Raw genomic sequence first — 15,765 nt, forward strand, 5'->3', positions numbered from 1 at the left:
AGTAGTCTACTGGTTAATAGTTATTCAAATCCTTCTAGCAATTTAGCAACTTGTTCAGGATCTGGAAGTTGATTTTTTAGCTCTTGCGGTACTGTAGAAACTATTTGATAAGTTGATACACCAATGGGTTTATTAGAATCTTTCAATGCATATTCAACAATAGTTCTCTGTTTGGATTTACAAAGAATAATGCCAATAGAAGGATTTTCATCTGGTAACTTTACCGTATTATCTAAGACAGATAGATAAAATTGCATTTTGCCAACATATTCAGGTAAAAATTTACCAATTTTTAATTCTATTGCCACCAAACACTTTAAACGGCGATGATATAATAGAATATCTATAAAATATTCTTCATCATCAACTTCTAAGCGATATTGACTACCAATAAAAGCAAATAAACCACCCATTTCTTGTAAGAATGGTTCAACTCTTGTCAAAATTGCTTGTTCTAGCTGTCTTTCGCTGTGTTCATCTGCTAATTCCAGAAAATCAAAAGTATATTCATCTTTAACAGCTAGTTTTAATTGGTTACGTATCTCTGTTGGAACTGTTTGATCAAAGTTAGTTTGATTGAGGAGAGTTTTTTGATAGGTTTGATTTTCAATTTGGTGAACTAAAACATTTTTTGTCCAACCAAATTTACGAGTCATTTTAATATAAAATTCTCGTTCTAAATCATCTTTGCACTTTTCCAAAATGACTATATTGTGAGTCCATCCAATTTCTGCCACCATTGGTGGCAGAATTTCCTGAGAGTGGTAAGTTAGGTAAAAATCTCTCATTCTCCAAATGTTGCGAGTAGAAAAACCACTAATACCTGGAAACTCGGCTTGTAAGTCTTTTGCTAACTCTTCTACGACTGATTTGCCCCAATTAACATTCTGTTGTCTGCTAACAATCATCTTGCCAATATCCCAGTAAAGGTTAATCATTTCTCGATTAACTGCTTTGAGAGCATCGTATTGGGCTGCACGAATTCGTTGTTGTACTTCCATAAGTAGATGTCTGTAATCATCAGCAATGGGGTTATTCATGATGAAGATATTTCAACAATGTGATTCTTTCTAGTAATGTTTATGGTTTAGTTATTTAGTATTTATTTTGGTGCGTTACGCTATGGCTAACGCACCCTACTAGCTAGTTGAAATTAAGGAGTTTGGTAAACCAAGAAGTTTATATTTCCAAACTCTTTAACACATTACGCAGCTAATTCCATTAACTCTAGATGAGTCAAGTAGATTTTCTGCGGAAATAAATTTAGTTCAAGTTGCTTATAGAGACTTGGTTGTGGTTGCTGAATTTCTTCTACCAATTCCAGTACATCCCCAGTTACAATAGGCTTTTCTGAGGTGTAAGATTGCAAGTCAAAAAGTTCCATCTGTTGATGGGTTTCTATATAAAGCCTCAGCATACGATTTGGAAGGTTTTCTTTCATAAAAAATTACCTCAAGTGGTTTGCGCCGAATCAGCCATGCTAGTGCTAACCTATAAGGTGCGACTCTATATAGGTGAACTGGGATAACTTTTTTCCGGTTCTCCTTAATGTAACATACGAAGGTCTGTAGAAAAGATGTAGACACAAAAAATATATTTACAGGATTAGAAATTGAGAAATTAACAGCGTATTAAAACAAGATTAAATTTGTTTTATTTCATTTATACTAAAATGAGTTTAGTCTTAAACAGTATTAAACATCACAGGTAAAGATATCAAAAAAATCTGGCAATAAAAAGAATTTTTCCATGAGACTTTTTAAGATATATACTAAGGAAGCCTTGAGAATAAACTCTAATCCCTATCAGGGATTGAAATTGTAGTAAAGAAGTAATCAAGGCATTAATACAACTCCTTAATCCCTATTAGGGATCGAAAACTCAAGCAATCCATAGTTCGTTTCCTTTGCTTTTAAATGTATAAGCAAGCGTATCTAGTAGCAGCGCAGATTGACCAAAGACTATAGAATAGGGCTGAGTTGCTTCATGAATACTGTACTGGTCACTGATGGGATAAAGTTGAAAGTGCATAGGTAGCCTTAACCGCATCCGCACTTCAGTAACAGGACGACGAATTACATAACAAACTAAACCCTCTTTTTTCAGCTTTTTATCAATTTGACCTATCCAAGCATTATCCGGTTGCCATACTCCCACCCCTGTTAAAACCTGAACTTTCCAAGCGTCAGCGATGGGTTGCAAGTCTCCAGAATAGGTAAATTTCCAGTTCAACCGTTCCTCATGATAGGAACGCAACTTGATAAATGCGAGACAATGAGCAAATCTACCTTTAGCTATGGGTTGTCCAGTCCGTTGGGCAGTTTCTTTTAATGCCCGTATGAATCCTGCTTCCGTCCACATTTCTATTTCTAAGTTGCTTAAAATTCCTGGTAAATCATAAGTTTTAAATCTTTCTGCTTCGTTAATTTCTGTTAAATCATATAAACCACATTGCAAAGGACTAGAACCGCGAAAACTAGCTGCATCATCAGCAATGGGATTTCCTGATTTACCTGACATTTCTTTCCAGTCTTTAGCCCATCCTGTAATATGTCCAGCTTGTGATTTTAAACTTGTATCAAATACTTGTTCACAGGCTTTTTGAAACTTTTCTCGACTTTGATCATATTGTTGTTTAATAGTGCGATCGCTCAATTTACAACATAACCAAAATGACTGCACAGCACCCCATCGGCGATAATAACCATGAAAGTCATTTATTTTACGATATTGCTCTTTTATGGTTTGTTGTAAAAATGGACGATCATAAATATTATCAACTTGTAGTGGTGGTGAATCTGTTTGAAATAAACGCTCAACTAAAAACTTAGGAACTAAAGCATAAGCTGTGAAATTATTAAACTTAATTGTTTGACCATTTTTTTCATATCCGTCATGTCTTCCTAATCTTCCTAAGCGTTGAATAAAGTTACCAGAATCTGATGATTCAAAAATTAGAAAGTTAATTTTAAAATCAACCCCCACATCAATTGTACTTGTACCTAAAACTAAATCAGCCGCTAAACTTAACTCTTTCTCTCCTTTACTTGATAAACCTGTATTTTCTCCCACTGTTAAATTGTAGGGTTCTAAAAGTTCTTGAAAAAATGGAGTTAGTCGCTTAACTGCTGCTATTGAATTGAGAATAATTGCACCTTTACTTCCTGGATATTCTTGAAACTGAGATACAATTAAATTGCTATTGGCTTTTAACCAAGTTTCCGAAGCTTTAAAACTCGGTTCTAAAGGCATAAAATTGAGTGCAATTCCTCGCGCTACCTGTCGCCAATCTTGGTTTTTAAGTTTCGCTTCTTGTTCTGTATTATCAGGAAAATGATATTTATTTTCTTCCAGAGGATTTATTTCTTGACAACGAAATCCTGCTGTTTCTAATCTGCAAATTAAATCTTTATCTGGTGTGGCGGAAAGAAAGAGAAACTTTTTTCGCCGATTTGTACAATGAATCAACAGCATGGTGTTAATTACGCTGGCAATTTGGGGAGCAGCAAAAACATGAAATTCATCAAAAATAAATAAATCAAAGTTTTTATTAACTCGCCCCCAAAGTTTATCAGGACTATCATCATGGCTTAGATATGCTCCATGATGTAAGTAGTGGAAAATATCAGGATTGGTTAAAAGTATTTCAGATTGTACTACACGAGTTAAAAGTGCAGCACCTTTTTTTAATTCTTCGTTTTCCGCATAAATTTCTAAATCAGCCCCATTCAATCTAACTACACGAGGTTGATTTTCTGGTTGAAATATATCAATGTACCCTTTAATTTGGGTTTCTTGATCACGTGCTAATTCATTAGTTGGGTAAAGTCCAATCGCGGAAAATTCACCTTGAAGAACTTCTAAATAAGCAGCTAAACTTTTACCATCTCCCGTCATAGCAGTGTTGAAAACTACATCAATATTTGGATCGCGCAAGGCTTTTAAAGTCTCTAATTGATGCCAAGATAAACACCAACCATCTGGTAATTTAACCCCATCAGGTGTGGGGACTGTTTGAGAATAAACAGGTTTGAGTTGAATACTGTAATTTTCTGACATACCCTTAATAACTCTTTTCAATTTCTGCAACCATTAGTTGCAGTTTTTGTGTTGTAATTAAAAACTGTCCGTAACTCGTTGTTAAAATCTATAATGACACCGAAAATGAAAGTTGACAAGAGAAAATAAGTATAAAGTATACGGACATTTATAATGAGTCGAAAAGGTCAGTCTATTACCCTGTCGGTATCAGAACGGGACAAAGCCGAACTAGAAGCGATCGCTCTCGAATTCGGGATGATGTGGGGAGAAGATCCCAATATCTCCAAACTGATCAAAGCGATCGCTCAACATGAATTAATCATTGGCAAAAATCATGACTGGCAGGAATCACGTATCCGCGCATTATACCGTTGCATAGGTGCATTAACAGACATTGGACAAGTGGAACAAGGGCAGATTATCGCCAATTTGTTACTTGAACGCAGTGAATTGTCCATACCAATGCGAAAGGAAATTGAAGGGGTTTTAAACAATTCACTTCCATCTTGGCGGTTACAAGTTGACCACTATATTTTGCGTCAACAACCGTTTCAACTTTCCTATCAAGATGCAACAGAAAGAATATTAAATTATACAGTTCACTATGCTAAGATTACCCCCCATGAAAAACGTCTATATCTTGATTGCTGGTGTGAGGAAACATTAGATAACCATGACATAGAAGCACTACAGCATAACTGGTGTTTTCGTTTAGATAGAATTAACGAAGCAGCTATTACGGAAATTGCTGGTAAATGGCGATCGCAGTTAGATCAAATAGATGTAGAAATGCACCTACTAAACAACTTAGCTTTTGCCTATCAAACTAAACCAGAGGATTCAATAGTTGAATGGATACCAGAAAAATCAAAAGTGAAGCGAGTAATTAGACAAGTATCAAATACATTCTGGTTTATTCGGGAAATCATGCAATATTCCTCCGATTGTATTGTAGTTTCACCGGAGAATGTGCGATCGCGCATTAAAGGAAAACTCATCAATCTATGTCAAAATTATGACTTGACTGCATCACTCACCAGTTAATATCATTACAGGTAATAGCCAAGGATTGAGAAATACCTTACACCACAGCGAAAACGTAGATACGCAATCCAGTATTTAGTAGGGGCGGGATTTCCCCACCCTCAATTGGATTGCATCCGAACAATAACCGCTATAGGTAGTGTGTGGAGATTCCTATTCCTGTTACAATAATCTCTATTAGGGATTGAAACTGCTAGCAAAATCTGGCGTTGCTGATTAAGAGTATGATTTTGTTATGCCTACGGCACGCTGCGCGAACACGCAGAGGCGCTCCAGTCGTAGAGAGTAAGAGACTTCCAAATAAAAAAATGTCCCAAAACTGATGCAGAAATTCTCTCTCTGTGTACTCTGTGCCTCTGTGGTTCGTTTCTTAGGATAATTTATTTCTTGGAAGTCTCTAAGAGTTTGAAATCATTGATTTTTCAATTTCATACCCTAATTCAGCAATGCCCAAAATCTCTATTGGAGATTAAAAACGTAATGTTGAACATCACAAACACCAAGTTGAGCTTTTCTGGCAATAATGCTCTTAGTGAAAACGAAGCGATGAGAGAAATTGCTTACAGCATGGACTTATTAATTCCTAGATTATACTTATGGCTACCAGGAATACTTATGCGTATTGGTGGTGATGTTCCTGATGATCAACCTTATAAATATCCAGGTAAGATTCACAGCAGAATAGGTATTGCTTTAGTATTGCCAGGGTACAAGATTTTTACATCTTACCAGGGAACTTATGACTCATTTGGAGAGGACTTGAGAAAAGGATTTCATTATTTGTCTGATTTAACCTCCAGATTTTAAAGCATCCACAGCTAAATTTAACTTTAAAACATTGACTCCAGGTTCTCCAAAAATACCAAGAAAACGCCCATCAATATTCTGATTAATTAAACTTTCCAGTTTTTGTTCTTGAACTCCCCTAGCTTTTGCAACTCTGGCAATTTGCGCCCTAGCTGCGGCTAGAGTAATATGAGGATCAAGACTAGAACCAGAAGTATAAACCAAATCAGCAGTAGGTTTTATACCTGCCGTCTGTAAACCCTGAAAACCATCATTTCCCTTAATCCGTTCTATTAATGCTATATTGCTGGGAGCTAAATTACTAGCGCCAGATATACCTGTCTTTAAAACTCCACTTTCATCCTTCCTTGGATCTGCTGTACTGTAATTAGTGGTACTGGGACGACCATTAAAATAGCGTTCAGAAGTGAAAGGTTGCCCAATTAAATCAGAACCAATAACTTGTTTTTGGCTATTAGTAATTAAACTACCATTAGCTTGATCAGGAAATACAATTTGACCAACAATAATCATGATCAATGGATAAATTAAGCCGCAAATTATCCAAGTGATTAAAGTAGCACGAATAGCCTGGTTAGCATCTCTAGTAAAACTCATTAAAATTTCTCCGGTTGAAACATTACAAAAAACAAATAAATAGACAGACTTAAAATTCCTACTCCTAATAGTCCTAAAGCCCAAGCTTGTGAACGAGAAAAATGTTCAGATGTAGCCGCATAAACCATTGGGGCAATAATTAAATTACTGCATATTCCTAAAAATAAATAAATCGGGAGTTGATGTTTGTGCATAATTTCTGATGTTGGGATATTTCTTTTCGTCGTTAGGCACTTGTTGATCCCCCCTAACCCCCCTTATTAAGGGGGGAACTAGAATCAAAGTCCCCCTTTTTAAGGGGGATTTAGGGGGATCTAAAAGTTCTTGATACATAACTAATAACTTTTCAAACCTCCTCTAGTTTAAAGGCAGAATGACATCAATTAATTTAATGGCAATAAAGGGCGCAATAATACCCCCAACACCATAAATAAAGATATTGCGTTTTAATAATTGATCTGCTGTGAGAGGTAGAAACTTTACACCCTTGAGTGCTACAGGAATCAGTGCCGGAATAATTAAAGCGTTATAAATTAGAGCCGAAACTATTGCTGATTGGGCGCTTTTTAAGCCCATAATATTTAAAGCACCAATCCCAGCAGCACCAAAAATAGTGGGAATGATAGCGAAATATTTAGCAATGTCATTAGCAATAGAAAACGTAGTTAACGCCCCACGAGTAATTAGTAACTGTTTACCAATAGTCACCAAATCAATTAATTTGGTAGGATCAGAATCTAAATCCACCATATTAGCAGCTTCCTTTGCCGCTTGTGTTCCCGAATTCATAGCTACACCCACATTTGCTTGAGCTAAAGCAGGTGCATCATTAGTCCCATCTCCCGTCATTGCCACTAATTTACCTTGAGATTGTTCAGCCCGAATGACACTAATTTTATCTTCTGGAGTAGCTTCCGCAATAAAATCATCAACTCCTGCTTCCCTGGCAATAACACTAGCTGTAATGCGATTATCACCAGTGAGCATAATAGTTTTTACCCCCATTCTTCGCAGTTGATCAAATCTTTCTTTAAGACCAGGTTTAACAATATCTTTGAGATAAATCACCCCATAAATTTGGTCATTTAAACAAACAGCTAAAGGTGTACCTCCCAATAAAGAAACCTGTTCATAAGCCGCATCTAATTCTGGAGGAGCTTGAGTACCACGAGAACGGACAAAACCTTTAATTGCATCTACCGCACCTTTTCTAATTTCACTACCATCAGCTAAATTAATCCCACTCATACGGGTTTTAGCTGAAAATTCTACACCTTCAGCATGATCAACATCAACATCTATAACTACCTGATATTTTTCTGCTAACTTCACAATTGATCTACCTTCCGGTGTTTCATCAAATAGACTTGCGATTCTGGCGATTCTGGCTACATCTTCAACAGAGTAATTATTCACAGGAATAAATTCATCAGCCATGCGATTGCCTAAAGTAATAGTTCCTGTTTTATCTAAAACTAAAGTATTAATATCACCACAAACTTCTACTGCTCTCCCAGAAGTAGCAATCACATTAAATTGAGCGACTCTATCCATGCCAGCTATACCAATAGCACTCAATAAACCACCAATAGTTGTAGGAATTAAAGCTACTAACAGAGAAATTAAAATGGCAATACTTGCACCATTGCGTAAATTATTCCCTGCTTCTTCCCCAAATACCACACTAATAAAATTAGCGATATAACCAGTAAAAGGAGGAAGAGTAGAAACCACAATTAAAAACACCTGGGTAAGAACTGCTAACAGCACAGTTAAAGCAATTTCATTAGGTGTTTTACTGCGTTCCGCACCTTCTACCAGAGAAATCATTCTATCAATAAAACCTTGACCGGGATCAGCAGTAATGCGAATTACCAACTCATCGGAAAGTAAGCGTGTACCACCTGTAACCGAACTAGCAATATCCGTACCCGGTTGTTTAAGTACAGGGGCAGATTCTCCCGTAATGGCTGACTCATCAACAGAACCCATACCTTGAGTAACTTCTCCATCAGCCGGAATCATATCACCTGCAATGACTTTCACTAAATCCCCCTTACGTAATTCCGTAGAGTTAGTGGTTTCAATCACCCCATTAGGTAAAATTTTCCGAGCCATAGTATCAGAACGGGTAGCTCTGAGAGTATCAGCTTGGGCTTTACCCCTTCCTTCCGCCACAGATTCCGCAAAATTGGCAAACAAAACGGTGGAAAATAAAATCAGAGTAATTATCCCATTTAACAGTCGTTGTTGATTAAGATCAGCCTTAACAGTGCCAAATAAATTAGGGTCAAGAGTGACTAAAAAAACCACTATTGTCCCCACCCAAACAATAAACATCACCGGGTTTTTGACAGAAATGCGGGGGTCAAGCTTGACGAATGACTCACGAATAGCTCTTTGATACAATCCCCGCATATTTGCTTTCGGTGTATGCTTACGGGAGTCACGAGTTCCATGAGGAAGACGAAGATTATTTGTCATATCTTTATTCTTTCTATCTTTGCGCCTTTGCGCCTTTGCGTGAGACTTTAACTTATAATCCTTTAGCGATCCAAAATGCTTCACCGATAGGACCAAAAGCCAAAACCGGAAAAAACGTCAATGCACCCAAGATCAAAATTATTCCAGCAGTGACACTGGTAAATAATCCCGTATCAGTGCGTAAAGTCCCTGTAGTCAAGGGTACACTTGGTTTACGAGACATATTATCTGCTAGTAACAATAAGCCTGTAATGGGGACAAAACGCCCTGCGAGAAGACTAAAACTGGCGCTGAGGTTCCACCATAAAGCGGTAATAGTGGGTTTTGCTCCCATAGCTATGGCTAAAGGTGATGGTTGGGAGTCTCCTAAACCTTCGAGTCCAGAACCGTTGTTAGCTGCGGCTGAGGTATATTCATACAGCACTTGAGCAAAACCATGAAAACCGGGATTACTGATTCCTGCTAGTTGGTCGGGAAAAGCTAGGGTGATTCCGGCTGGTATCATGATGGCGATGGGATGTACTAAAAGAATCAAAAAACTGGCCAGGACAACTTCGCGTTTTTCGATTTTTCTTCCTAAAAATTCCGGTGTTCTGCCTACCATTAAGCCTGTAGCAAAGACGGTTAATATGAGGTAAGTAAATAAATAAGCTGTTCCTGTTCCTTGTCCGCCCCAAATGATTTGGAGAAACATATTGGCAAAGGTAACAAAACCGCCGTTGGGCATAAATGAATCAATTAAACTATTAATTGCTCCACACATTGTGGCGGTTGTCGCAACTATAAATAAGGCTGATTGCGCCCAACCAAATCTGATTTCTTTTCCTTCTAAGTTCGGTTGTGTACTTCCTAAAATGGTATTGATGGCTGGGTTGCCGTTATATTCTCCTATGGCGGTAGTGATAATAAAGATGATGAAAATTATGCCTACCATGCTGTAAACTAACCAGGCTTGTTTGCTGTTGTTGGCAAATATTCCATAGGTGTAAATTAGGGATGTGGGAATTAACAACATGGCGATGATTTCTATGAGGTTAGAAAATCCGTTGGGGTTTTCATAAGGATGGGCAGAATTGATAGTAAAAAATCCGCCGCCGTTTTCTCCTAGTTGTTTGATAATTTCCAAATGGGCAACTGGTCCGCGAGCGATCGCCTGACTAATGCTAGAATTTTCTAAGGTGGGAAATACTGCCGGTCCTGCTAATGTTTCTGGTACTCCCGCTATCATTAGGAATATTGCGCCTACTATACTCATGGGTAACAATATTCGCGTAATCGAACGAATTAAATCTACATAAAAATTGCCTAATGGTCTGCCTGTTAATCCTCTAATAAATGCTATACTTACTGTTAGTCCTGTAGCAGCGGAAGTAAACATTAAATAGCCAATTCCCCAAATTTGACTACCATAGCTGAGATAAGTTTCTCCTGAATAATGTTGTTGATCTGTGTTGGTGAGAAAGGATATGGTTGTATGTAAAGCTGTATCCCATGTCATCCCACCAATTTGCGTGGGGTTGAGAGGTAGCCATGCTTGATTTATGAGGATGAAAAATATTAAACATCCCATGACTAAGTTGCTGTAAAATATGGCTGCTGCATATTGCCAAGCGGTCATATCTGGTTTACTATGAACACCGATGAGCAGGTAAATGAATCTCTCAAGTTTGTCAAATATGGGGTCGAGAATTGTCCTCTGTTCTTGGTAAATACGCGCCATATATTTTCCCAAGATAGGTGTGATGCCTACTACTATGAGTAGAGTTAATGCTATTTGTATCCATCCTTGAATCATAATTTTAGACTAAGAATATAGGCTGATTAGATATCTCCACAAATTAAAGATGCTTGACTTGAAACCCTTGCGGAGACGTTCCATGTAACGTCTCTATCATCTTTTTTGGATATGTCTATTGAATAACCAATTTCTATAATTCATTAATTTCTGATTAAAAACAAGATTCGCAAGGTATATTTTATGTTTAGTTTATGACTATGAAGAGAAAAATGAACAATTCCCTAAATTAACTGATGGAGAATTATTACAAACATTAATGGAAGACTATAATTTGGAAATACGAGATTTTTTAGGGATTTTTGAGCAAGAACAAACAATATTAGACATATTAGACGGCAAACGTCAACTCAATTCTCAAGAAACCTTCAAATTGCGATAGCGTAAGCGCTGACTTGTCAGTTCGCTGATATTGTAACACTCCTAAATAAAGTAGAAATATTGCGAACTGCTTGCAGCAGTGCTTCGCTATCGCTTACCCATGAGATCGCAGTTAATCCCAGTTAAGGAAGCACAAGAAAATGGATATTGAGCGATGGTATGTTCGCTGGCTTGTGACAACGAGCTAATTTAAAAAACTTTCATATTCATCATAATTACCGATCCAAATCCAATAATAATCGTCACCCTTTTTCAAGGCTAACGCTCGATATCCACCACTAACACGAGCAGACCAAAGATTTATACCGACTTTTTTGAAGTGCAAAGAGGGATGAAGTGAGTTTTCCTGCCAAAGCTGATAAGCCTTCCGCGCTTGCTCTTGCATCTCAGGTGACAAATTAGCATACGCTTTCCAAAACTCAGTCGTCGCCAAGGATTTCATCAAGATCCCTCACGTTGTTGGCTGCAATATCTTTTTCTGCCTGAGCAATGAGGCGATCTAATTTCCCTGATGCTAAATCTGCCTCAATTTGCTGATCCCACATCTCATCAAGATATTCTTGAAGCCATTTTGCCAGATCACGAACTTCACTTTCTGGCAATTGCTTGATTACTGATTCAACTTCTAGCCGAGTAGTCATACAAGATTTTACATTTAAAGAGTTTTTCTTTTCTATATTATCACCAACTTTGACATTGAAACGCCACTACATGGTAGCTATTTGACTAATCGCTTTTCTTGAAGATGAAAAAGTAATAAGGTACGTTACATTTCATTAACGCACCCTACAAGATTGGCGATTCCTGCGGAACGCTTCGCTATCGCGTTAACCCAATATTAGCGAACTGACAAGTCAGCGCTTCGCTATCGCAGATAATGGAAATTGAGCGATTCCTACGGAGCGCTTCGCTATCGCACTACAAGATTAGCGAACTGACAAGTCAGCGCTTACGCTATCGCACTAACCCAATATTAGCGAACTGACAAGTCAGCGCTTACGCTATCGCATTTAATAAGAGTTAAGGAAGCACAAGAAAATGGATTTTGAGCGATAGCGCAATCGCATTTAGTGGTTCGTGTTCATTTTGGATCGTTATGCTGCTGGTAATGATCGATCGCTTGTTGCGGGAATTTTGAGATGTACCAATGCTTTCTGTAAGACACTGGGCTTGACACTCAACCAAATTTGATGGCGATTATCTTCAGTATACCCAACAACAACAGCCCCAATAGGTGAACCAATATCTGGATACATCTCTGGAGTCATATCTCCACTATCAACAAAATCAGTAATCTGAACAAGACCCTTCACTACTTCATCATCTAAACTAACAAAAATCCCAAAGGTTGCATGATACTCGACTGTACCGTGAATCAGTTCACCTAACCGATATTTAGATTTGATTTTTTTCCAAAACTGATCGCTCATAGCACTACCTTGATTTTAAGACTCTTGGATATTGGTTAAGGATAGGAAACAAATGATGAGGAACTGGTAATTCAAATTGCTCTGTGCCTTGATAGGGTTTTTCCAGGGGCTTGAAATACTGTTCATAGCAGTTAATCACAGTTAAAGAATCACAAAACAATGGATTTTGAGCGATTCCTAGGTCGCGCTTCGCTATCGCATTCCCCAATATTAGCGAACTGACAAGTCAGCGCTTACGCTATCGCATTTAATAATAGTTCAGGAAGCACAAGATAATGGATTTTAAGCGATTCCTAGGTCGCGCTTCGCTATCGCATTAACTCAATATTAGCGAACTGACAAGTCAGCGCTTACGCTATCGCAGTTAATCACAGTTAACGAAGCGCAAGAAAATGGCAATTGAGCGATCGCATTTAAGGGCAGTTTATCCAAGACTAAAATAAGATCAACATTTTTTAGGAGGTGCTGTTTCTGTATAATTTACCGGATGATTTAGCCATTATTGAAATTCATCAAGCAATTGGTAATCTTGTCATTCGATTTCCATTACTTCATTGCCAAGAATGTGCCAAAACACTCAAACAGTGGCTAAAACAACGTAAAATTCCTGGTAAAGTTTGGCGACTTTCGACGATATACGATAATGAAGACTTTATTTTGAGCAATCGCTTAGAAAAACAAGGTTGCTTTGAAACTATTACGGAAAATGGCGTTCATTACGGTGTTGAAGTTTTTGGCAAAATTTTCGACAACCTTTCCCGACAAGGACTATACCCAGATGACTGGATTCAAGATTTTACATCTCTATCTAATGAGTTTAAAATAGAAGTAATAGAAGAATTTTGAAAATTTTTAATGGAGTTAAACTCAATGAGTACATTATTTAACTTACTGGAAAAAATTAAAACCAAACCAGGCTTATATTTGGGAACAGCATCTATCAGTAATTTACGGATGTTTATTTTGGGATATCGCTTTTCTCGCTCTGAATTAGGTATTACTAATACTGAAACTGAAAGTGATTTTCATAAAAACTTTCAACCTTGGCTACAAAACCGCTTATCTATCCATACCGTTAACGCTTGGGATAAAATTATTTTACTCACCTGTATTGATGAAAAAGCTGCATTTGATTACTTTTTTCAATTACTAGATGAATTTATTCAAAGAGACCAAAGCCAAGATATTGAACCAATCCTGGCTGAACCATCCTCTAAAAATTCTCAAGAAGCTGCTTGAATAATAACAGTGAATCTTAGTGTGCTGGTTGTTTCTGTTGCAGTTAATCCCAGTTAAGGAAGCACAAGATAATGGATTTTGAGCGATCGCTTCCCTCGCCATAGGCATCGCATTACATCATAAAAATTCATGAAAGAGGTTATCGAACGGTTCTGTATTTTTCCAGCGATAGGTGTTAAAATCTCGATAATCAACCGATAAAATTTGGCCATGACCTAATTCTTCTGCCAGAATAACGAGAGAGGCATCGGCTAAATCCATCGGTAAATCTTTATATTTTTCCATTAGTTCTTCAATACGCTGGCAATGATGTTGTTTGAGATCAAAGATTTGTAGTTTTCCTATAGAAATTTTATTAATAAAGATTTTTGGAGCATCTACTCCTACTCTTTTTTGTAATAGATAGCAAGTTTCCGTGACGACACACCAGGTTGTAATAAATTGCTGATTAGCTAAATCTTGAAATCGTTTTTTGGCGGCTATATGAACTGTATCTTTTTTATTGGCAAGAGCTAACCAAAAGCCTGTATCAACTATGATCATATTTTTGATTAAGTTCACGGTCTAAGTAGTTTTTATAGTTTTTAGAGAGGTCTGTTTCAGCTTCTATGCAACCGATAAAGTCTGACCAGTCTTGCCAGGAATTTTCTGAGGATTCCTGTTGATTCTGAAGGTAGCGTTTTTTCAGGACTTCTACGAGGACGATTATGATTTGTTGTGCATCGGGAGGAAGAGACGCAATATCTTGTTGAATTGTATCTAAGTTCATAATCTAATTTTGCTGTTTCTCTGATTATAGTTTAGCAAAAAACGATTCCTGCGGAGCGCAACGCTTACGCACTAACCCAATATTAGCGTTACGCTATCGCAATTAATAAATAGTAGTTAACGAAGCACAAGACAATGGATTTTGAGCGATAGCGAACTCCGTAGGAATCGCTTTTCTCAAAGATGTTAAACAGTGAAATTAGACGGTTTATATTTATAACTTAGTTCCAGAGCATTGCAAAAGCTATTTAGTTGATTAAGCAAAGCATTATAGTAAATGTAAGCATCCTCTTGTTTATCTTGGAGATTAGCATATAAAGTTAACTCTGGTTCTGGTGCTAGGCGATCTTTAGGGATATCTAAACCGGCTTCAGATAACCGTGTTGAGGCAATTGCAATTAATAATGCTCCTATTGTATTGGACTCACCATTGTGAAGATCATTAAGTCCAGGTAATATTGTTTCTGCACCAGGTAATTCATTAAGATTCATGATTGATTTTCCTCCAGGTTATTTTCACAAAGTTCAATAAATTTTTCAATTCTACTTCTAAGGATATCAGGGTTTAGAGAGGGAAATCTGATTATTTCCGGTGTAATTGCTTCAAAACTATTCCGTAAATCATTCAAAGAGAATAATTTCTGTTTGTACATGGCTTCAATATCTTTAATATCACGGTCAAATCCCCTGGATAGTTTAGCAAGAGCTTGGGCAGTAAAATCATAGTGATAAAACGAAATTTGACCTTGTTTGCCAATGAATACGCTTCTATCACGCCATCCTGGAAGAGGTGGTAAGAAGTCCTGGGGAGATGCTAATTCGATATTAATGTTTAATTCTTGTTTGAGTTTGGCGATCGCCTGAAAAATGCCTGGTGGTTCAGGATCTAGACGAAGATCAACATCAACTGTGGAGTTACGCCATCCAATTAGTAGCGCACTAGCTCCTCCTGTAAAGTAGATACAGCCTGAACCCTGGGCTTCTCTACCTAAGAGTTGCATCAGACGTTCTAACTTTTGAGTGTCAATGTTTGCACGCATATTTTTATTGATTTATTTGTTTGGATATTGAGCGATCGCAGTTAAGGAAGCACAAAAAAATGGATTTTAAGCGATCGCATTAACTCAATATTAGCGATCGCACTTAATCACAGTTAAGGAAGCGCAAGACAATAGATTT

At 37.4% G+C, this 15,765-nt stretch carries 19 protein-coding genes; 5 read left to right on the forward strand and 14 right to left on the reverse strand.

Translation table 11 applies throughout. The annotated features are described in order from the left end of the window. Window positions 1-20: 20 nt before the first annotated feature. The 3 genes from HEQ36_RS01725 to cas3 form a co-directional block, all read right to left on the reverse strand. Window positions 21-1,040 carry a PDDEXK nuclease domain-containing protein gene (locus tag HEQ36_RS01725; RefSeq protein ID WP_168635269.1) on the reverse strand — a complete coding sequence of 340 codons (1,020 nt, stop codon included), beginning with the start codon at window positions 1,038-1,040 and terminating at the stop codon, window positions 21-23. A gap of 164 nt (window positions 1,041-1,204) precedes the next feature. Continuing rightward, window positions 1,205-1,441 (reverse strand): hypothetical protein, encoded by a 237-nt coding sequence (locus HEQ36_RS01730; RefSeq protein WP_168635270.1) that lies wholly within the window; start codon window positions 1,439-1,441, stop codon window positions 1,205-1,207. 440 nt (window positions 1,442-1,881) lie between these two features. Then, window positions 1,882-4,059: a type I-D CRISPR-associated helicase Cas3' gene (gene cas3, locus HEQ36_RS01735; RefSeq protein ID WP_168635271.1), complete on the reverse strand. Its 2,178-nt coding sequence runs from the start codon at window positions 4,057-4,059 to the stop codon at window positions 1,882-1,884. Window positions 4,060-4,212: 153 nt separating this feature from the next. Between cas3 and HEQ36_RS01740 the strand changes: the two genes are divergently transcribed. Beyond that, window positions 4,213-5,085 carry a WYL domain-containing protein gene (locus tag HEQ36_RS01740; protein ID WP_053539689.1) on the forward strand — a complete coding sequence of 291 codons (873 nt, stop codon included), beginning with the start codon at window positions 4,213-4,215 and terminating at the stop codon, window positions 5,083-5,085. A 480-nt stretch (window positions 5,086-5,565) separates the two neighbouring features. Continuing rightward, complete coding sequence (locus tag HEQ36_RS01745; RefSeq protein ID WP_168635272.1) at window positions 5,566-5,892, forward strand: hypothetical protein; 327 nt, start codon at window positions 5,566-5,568, stop codon at window positions 5,890-5,892. On the opposite strand, the gene kdpC is transcribed toward HEQ36_RS01745, so the two are convergent. The 4 genes from kdpC to kdpA form a co-directional block, all read right to left on the reverse strand. After that, window positions 5,875-6,489 (reverse strand): K(+)-transporting ATPase subunit C, encoded by a 615-nt coding sequence (gene kdpC / locus HEQ36_RS01750; protein WP_168635273.1) that lies wholly within the window; start codon window positions 6,487-6,489, stop codon window positions 5,875-5,877. The genes HEQ36_RS01745 and kdpC overlap by 18 nt on opposite strands. Next, entirely contained in the window at window positions 6,489-6,683 is a 195-nt protein-coding gene (locus HEQ36_RS01755) for a potassium-transporting ATPase subunit F (RefSeq protein WP_039205087.1), read from the reverse strand. The genes kdpC and HEQ36_RS01755 overlap by 1 nt, the downstream gene beginning before the upstream one ends. A gap of 163 nt (window positions 6,684-6,846) precedes the next feature. Further along, window positions 6,847-8,973: a potassium-transporting ATPase subunit KdpB gene (gene kdpB / locus HEQ36_RS01760; protein ID WP_168635274.1), complete on the reverse strand. Its 2,127-nt coding sequence runs from the start codon at window positions 8,971-8,973 to the stop codon at window positions 6,847-6,849. Between the two features lie 52 nt (window positions 8,974-9,025). Continuing rightward, window positions 9,026-10,768 carry a potassium-transporting ATPase subunit KdpA gene (gene kdpA / locus HEQ36_RS01765; RefSeq protein ID WP_053539686.1) on the reverse strand — a complete coding sequence of 581 codons (1,743 nt, stop codon included), beginning with the start codon at window positions 10,766-10,768 and terminating at the stop codon, window positions 9,026-9,028. Window positions 10,769-11,027: 259 nt separating this feature from the next. Between kdpA and HEQ36_RS01770 the strand changes: the two genes are divergently transcribed. Further along, complete coding sequence (locus tag HEQ36_RS01770; protein ID WP_267902162.1) at window positions 11,028-11,150, forward strand: hypothetical protein; 123 nt, start codon at window positions 11,028-11,030, stop codon at window positions 11,148-11,150. Window positions 11,151-11,333: 183 nt separating this feature from the next. Here HEQ36_RS01770 and HEQ36_RS01775 read toward each other — a convergent pair whose 3' ends face one another. From HEQ36_RS01775 to HEQ36_RS01785, 3 genes are all read right to left on the reverse strand, one after another. After that, window positions 11,334-11,591, reverse strand: a complete 258-nt coding sequence (locus HEQ36_RS01775; RefSeq protein WP_168635275.1) for a hypothetical protein — start codon at window positions 11,589-11,591, stop codon at window positions 11,334-11,336. Continuing rightward, entirely contained in the window at window positions 11,569-11,790 is a 222-nt protein-coding gene (locus HEQ36_RS01780; RefSeq protein ID WP_053539683.1) for a hypothetical protein, read from the reverse strand. The genes HEQ36_RS01775 and HEQ36_RS01780 overlap by 23 nt, the downstream gene beginning before the upstream one ends. A 453-nt stretch (window positions 11,791-12,243) precedes the next feature. Then, window positions 12,244-12,579: an RNA-binding protein gene (locus HEQ36_RS01785; protein WP_168635276.1), complete on the reverse strand. Its 336-nt coding sequence runs from the start codon at window positions 12,577-12,579 to the stop codon at window positions 12,244-12,246. 462 nt (window positions 12,580-13,041) lie between these two features. Here HEQ36_RS01785 and HEQ36_RS01790 point away from each other — a divergent pair, with 462 nt between their 5' ends. Then, window positions 13,042-13,425 (forward strand): papain fold toxin domain-containing protein, encoded by a 384-nt coding sequence (locus tag HEQ36_RS01790; protein ID WP_053539682.1) that lies wholly within the window; start codon window positions 13,042-13,044, stop codon window positions 13,423-13,425. Window positions 13,426-13,449: 24 nt separating this feature from the next. Then, on the forward strand, window positions 13,450-13,818 hold the full coding sequence (locus tag HEQ36_RS01795) for a hypothetical protein (RefSeq protein WP_053539681.1): 369 nt from the start codon (window positions 13,450-13,452) through the stop codon (window positions 13,816-13,818). 117 nt (window positions 13,819-13,935) lie between these two features. Here the strand turns inward: HEQ36_RS01795 and HEQ36_RS01800 are convergent, their stop codons facing one another. The 4 genes from HEQ36_RS01800 to HEQ36_RS01815 form a co-directional block, all read right to left on the reverse strand. Next, window positions 13,936-14,361: a type II toxin-antitoxin system VapC family toxin gene (locus HEQ36_RS01800; protein ID WP_053539680.1), complete on the reverse strand. Its 426-nt coding sequence runs from the start codon at window positions 14,359-14,361 to the stop codon at window positions 13,936-13,938. Next, window positions 14,348-14,587 (reverse strand): hypothetical protein, encoded by a 240-nt coding sequence (locus HEQ36_RS01805; protein WP_053539679.1) that lies wholly within the window; start codon window positions 14,585-14,587, stop codon window positions 14,348-14,350. Before HEQ36_RS01805 ends, HEQ36_RS01800 begins: the two co-directional genes overlap by 14 nt. Before the next feature lie 185 nt (window positions 14,588-14,772). Beyond that, window positions 14,773-15,078 carry a hypothetical protein gene (locus HEQ36_RS01810; protein WP_053539678.1) on the reverse strand — a complete coding sequence of 102 codons (306 nt, stop codon included), beginning with the start codon at window positions 15,076-15,078 and terminating at the stop codon, window positions 14,773-14,775. Next, on the reverse strand, window positions 15,075-15,626 hold the full coding sequence (locus tag HEQ36_RS01815; protein WP_053539677.1) for a DUF6036 family nucleotidyltransferase: 552 nt from the start codon (window positions 15,624-15,626) through the stop codon (window positions 15,075-15,077). Before HEQ36_RS01815 ends, HEQ36_RS01810 begins: the two co-directional genes overlap by 4 nt. Between the last annotated feature and the right edge of the window lie 139 nt (window positions 15,627-15,765).

It is taken from the genome of Anabaena sp. 54 (assembly GCF_017355725.1).
GTDB classification, from domain to species: domain Bacteria; phylum Cyanobacteriota; class Cyanobacteriia; order Cyanobacteriales; family Nostocaceae; genus Dolichospermum; species Dolichospermum heterosporum.

Excerpts from the sequence above, each read along its gene's own strand:
- kdpA (WP_053539686.1), bottom strand. The coding sequence starts at position 10,768 with ATGATTCAAGGATGGATACAAATAGCATTAACTCTACTCATAGTAGTA.
- kdpB (WP_168635274.1), bottom strand. The coding sequence starts at position 8,973 with ATGACAAATAATCTTCGTCTTCCTCATGGAACTCGTGACTCCCGTAAG.
- HEQ36_RS01785 (WP_168635276.1), bottom strand. The coding sequence starts at position 12,579 with ATGAGCGATCAGTTTTGGAAAAAAATCAAATCTAAATATCGGTTAGGT.
- HEQ36_RS01725 (WP_168635269.1), bottom strand. The coding sequence starts at position 1,040 with ATGAATAACCCCATTGCTGATGATTACAGACATCTACTTATGGAAGTA.
- HEQ36_RS01770 (WP_267902162.1), top strand. The coding sequence starts at position 11,028 with ATGGAAGACTATAATTTGGAAATACGAGATTTTTTAGGGATTTTTGAG.
- HEQ36_RS01780 (WP_053539683.1), bottom strand. The coding sequence starts at position 11,790 with ATGACTACTCGGCTAGAAGTTGAATCAGTAATCAAGCAATTGCCAGAA.
- HEQ36_RS01815 (WP_053539677.1), bottom strand. The coding sequence starts at position 15,626 with ATGCGTGCAAACATTGACACTCAAAAGTTAGAACGTCTGATGCAACTC.
- HEQ36_RS01805 (WP_053539679.1), bottom strand. The coding sequence starts at position 14,587 with ATGAACTTAGATACAATTCAACAAGATATTGCGTCTCTTCCTCCCGAT.
- HEQ36_RS01745 (WP_168635272.1), top strand. The coding sequence starts at position 5,566 with ATGTTGAACATCACAAACACCAAGTTGAGCTTTTCTGGCAATAATGCT.
- HEQ36_RS01730 (WP_168635270.1), bottom strand. The coding sequence starts at position 1,441 with ATGAAAGAAAACCTTCCAAATCGTATGCTGAGGCTTTATATAGAAACC.
- HEQ36_RS01810 (WP_053539678.1), bottom strand. The coding sequence starts at position 15,078 with ATGAATCTTAATGAATTACCTGGTGCAGAAACAATATTACCTGGACTT.
- HEQ36_RS01740 (WP_053539689.1), top strand. The coding sequence starts at position 4,213 with ATGAGTCGAAAAGGTCAGTCTATTACCCTGTCGGTATCAGAACGGGAC.
- cas3 (WP_168635271.1), bottom strand. The coding sequence starts at position 4,059 with ATGTCAGAAAATTACAGTATTCAACTCAAACCTGTTTATTCTCAAACA.
- HEQ36_RS01755 (WP_039205087.1), bottom strand. The coding sequence starts at position 6,683 with ATGCACAAACATCAACTCCCGATTTATTTATTTTTAGGAATATGCAGT.
- kdpC (WP_168635273.1), bottom strand. The coding sequence starts at position 6,489 with ATGAGTTTTACTAGAGATGCTAACCAGGCTATTCGTGCTACTTTAATC.
- HEQ36_RS01800 (WP_053539680.1), bottom strand. The coding sequence starts at position 14,361 with ATGATCATAGTTGATACAGGCTTTTGGTTAGCTCTTGCCAATAAAAAA.
- HEQ36_RS01795 (WP_053539681.1), top strand. The coding sequence starts at position 13,450 with ATGAGTACATTATTTAACTTACTGGAAAAAATTAAAACCAAACCAGGC.
- HEQ36_RS01775 (WP_168635275.1), bottom strand. The coding sequence starts at position 11,591 with ATGAAATCCTTGGCGACGACTGAGTTTTGGAAAGCGTATGCTAATTTG.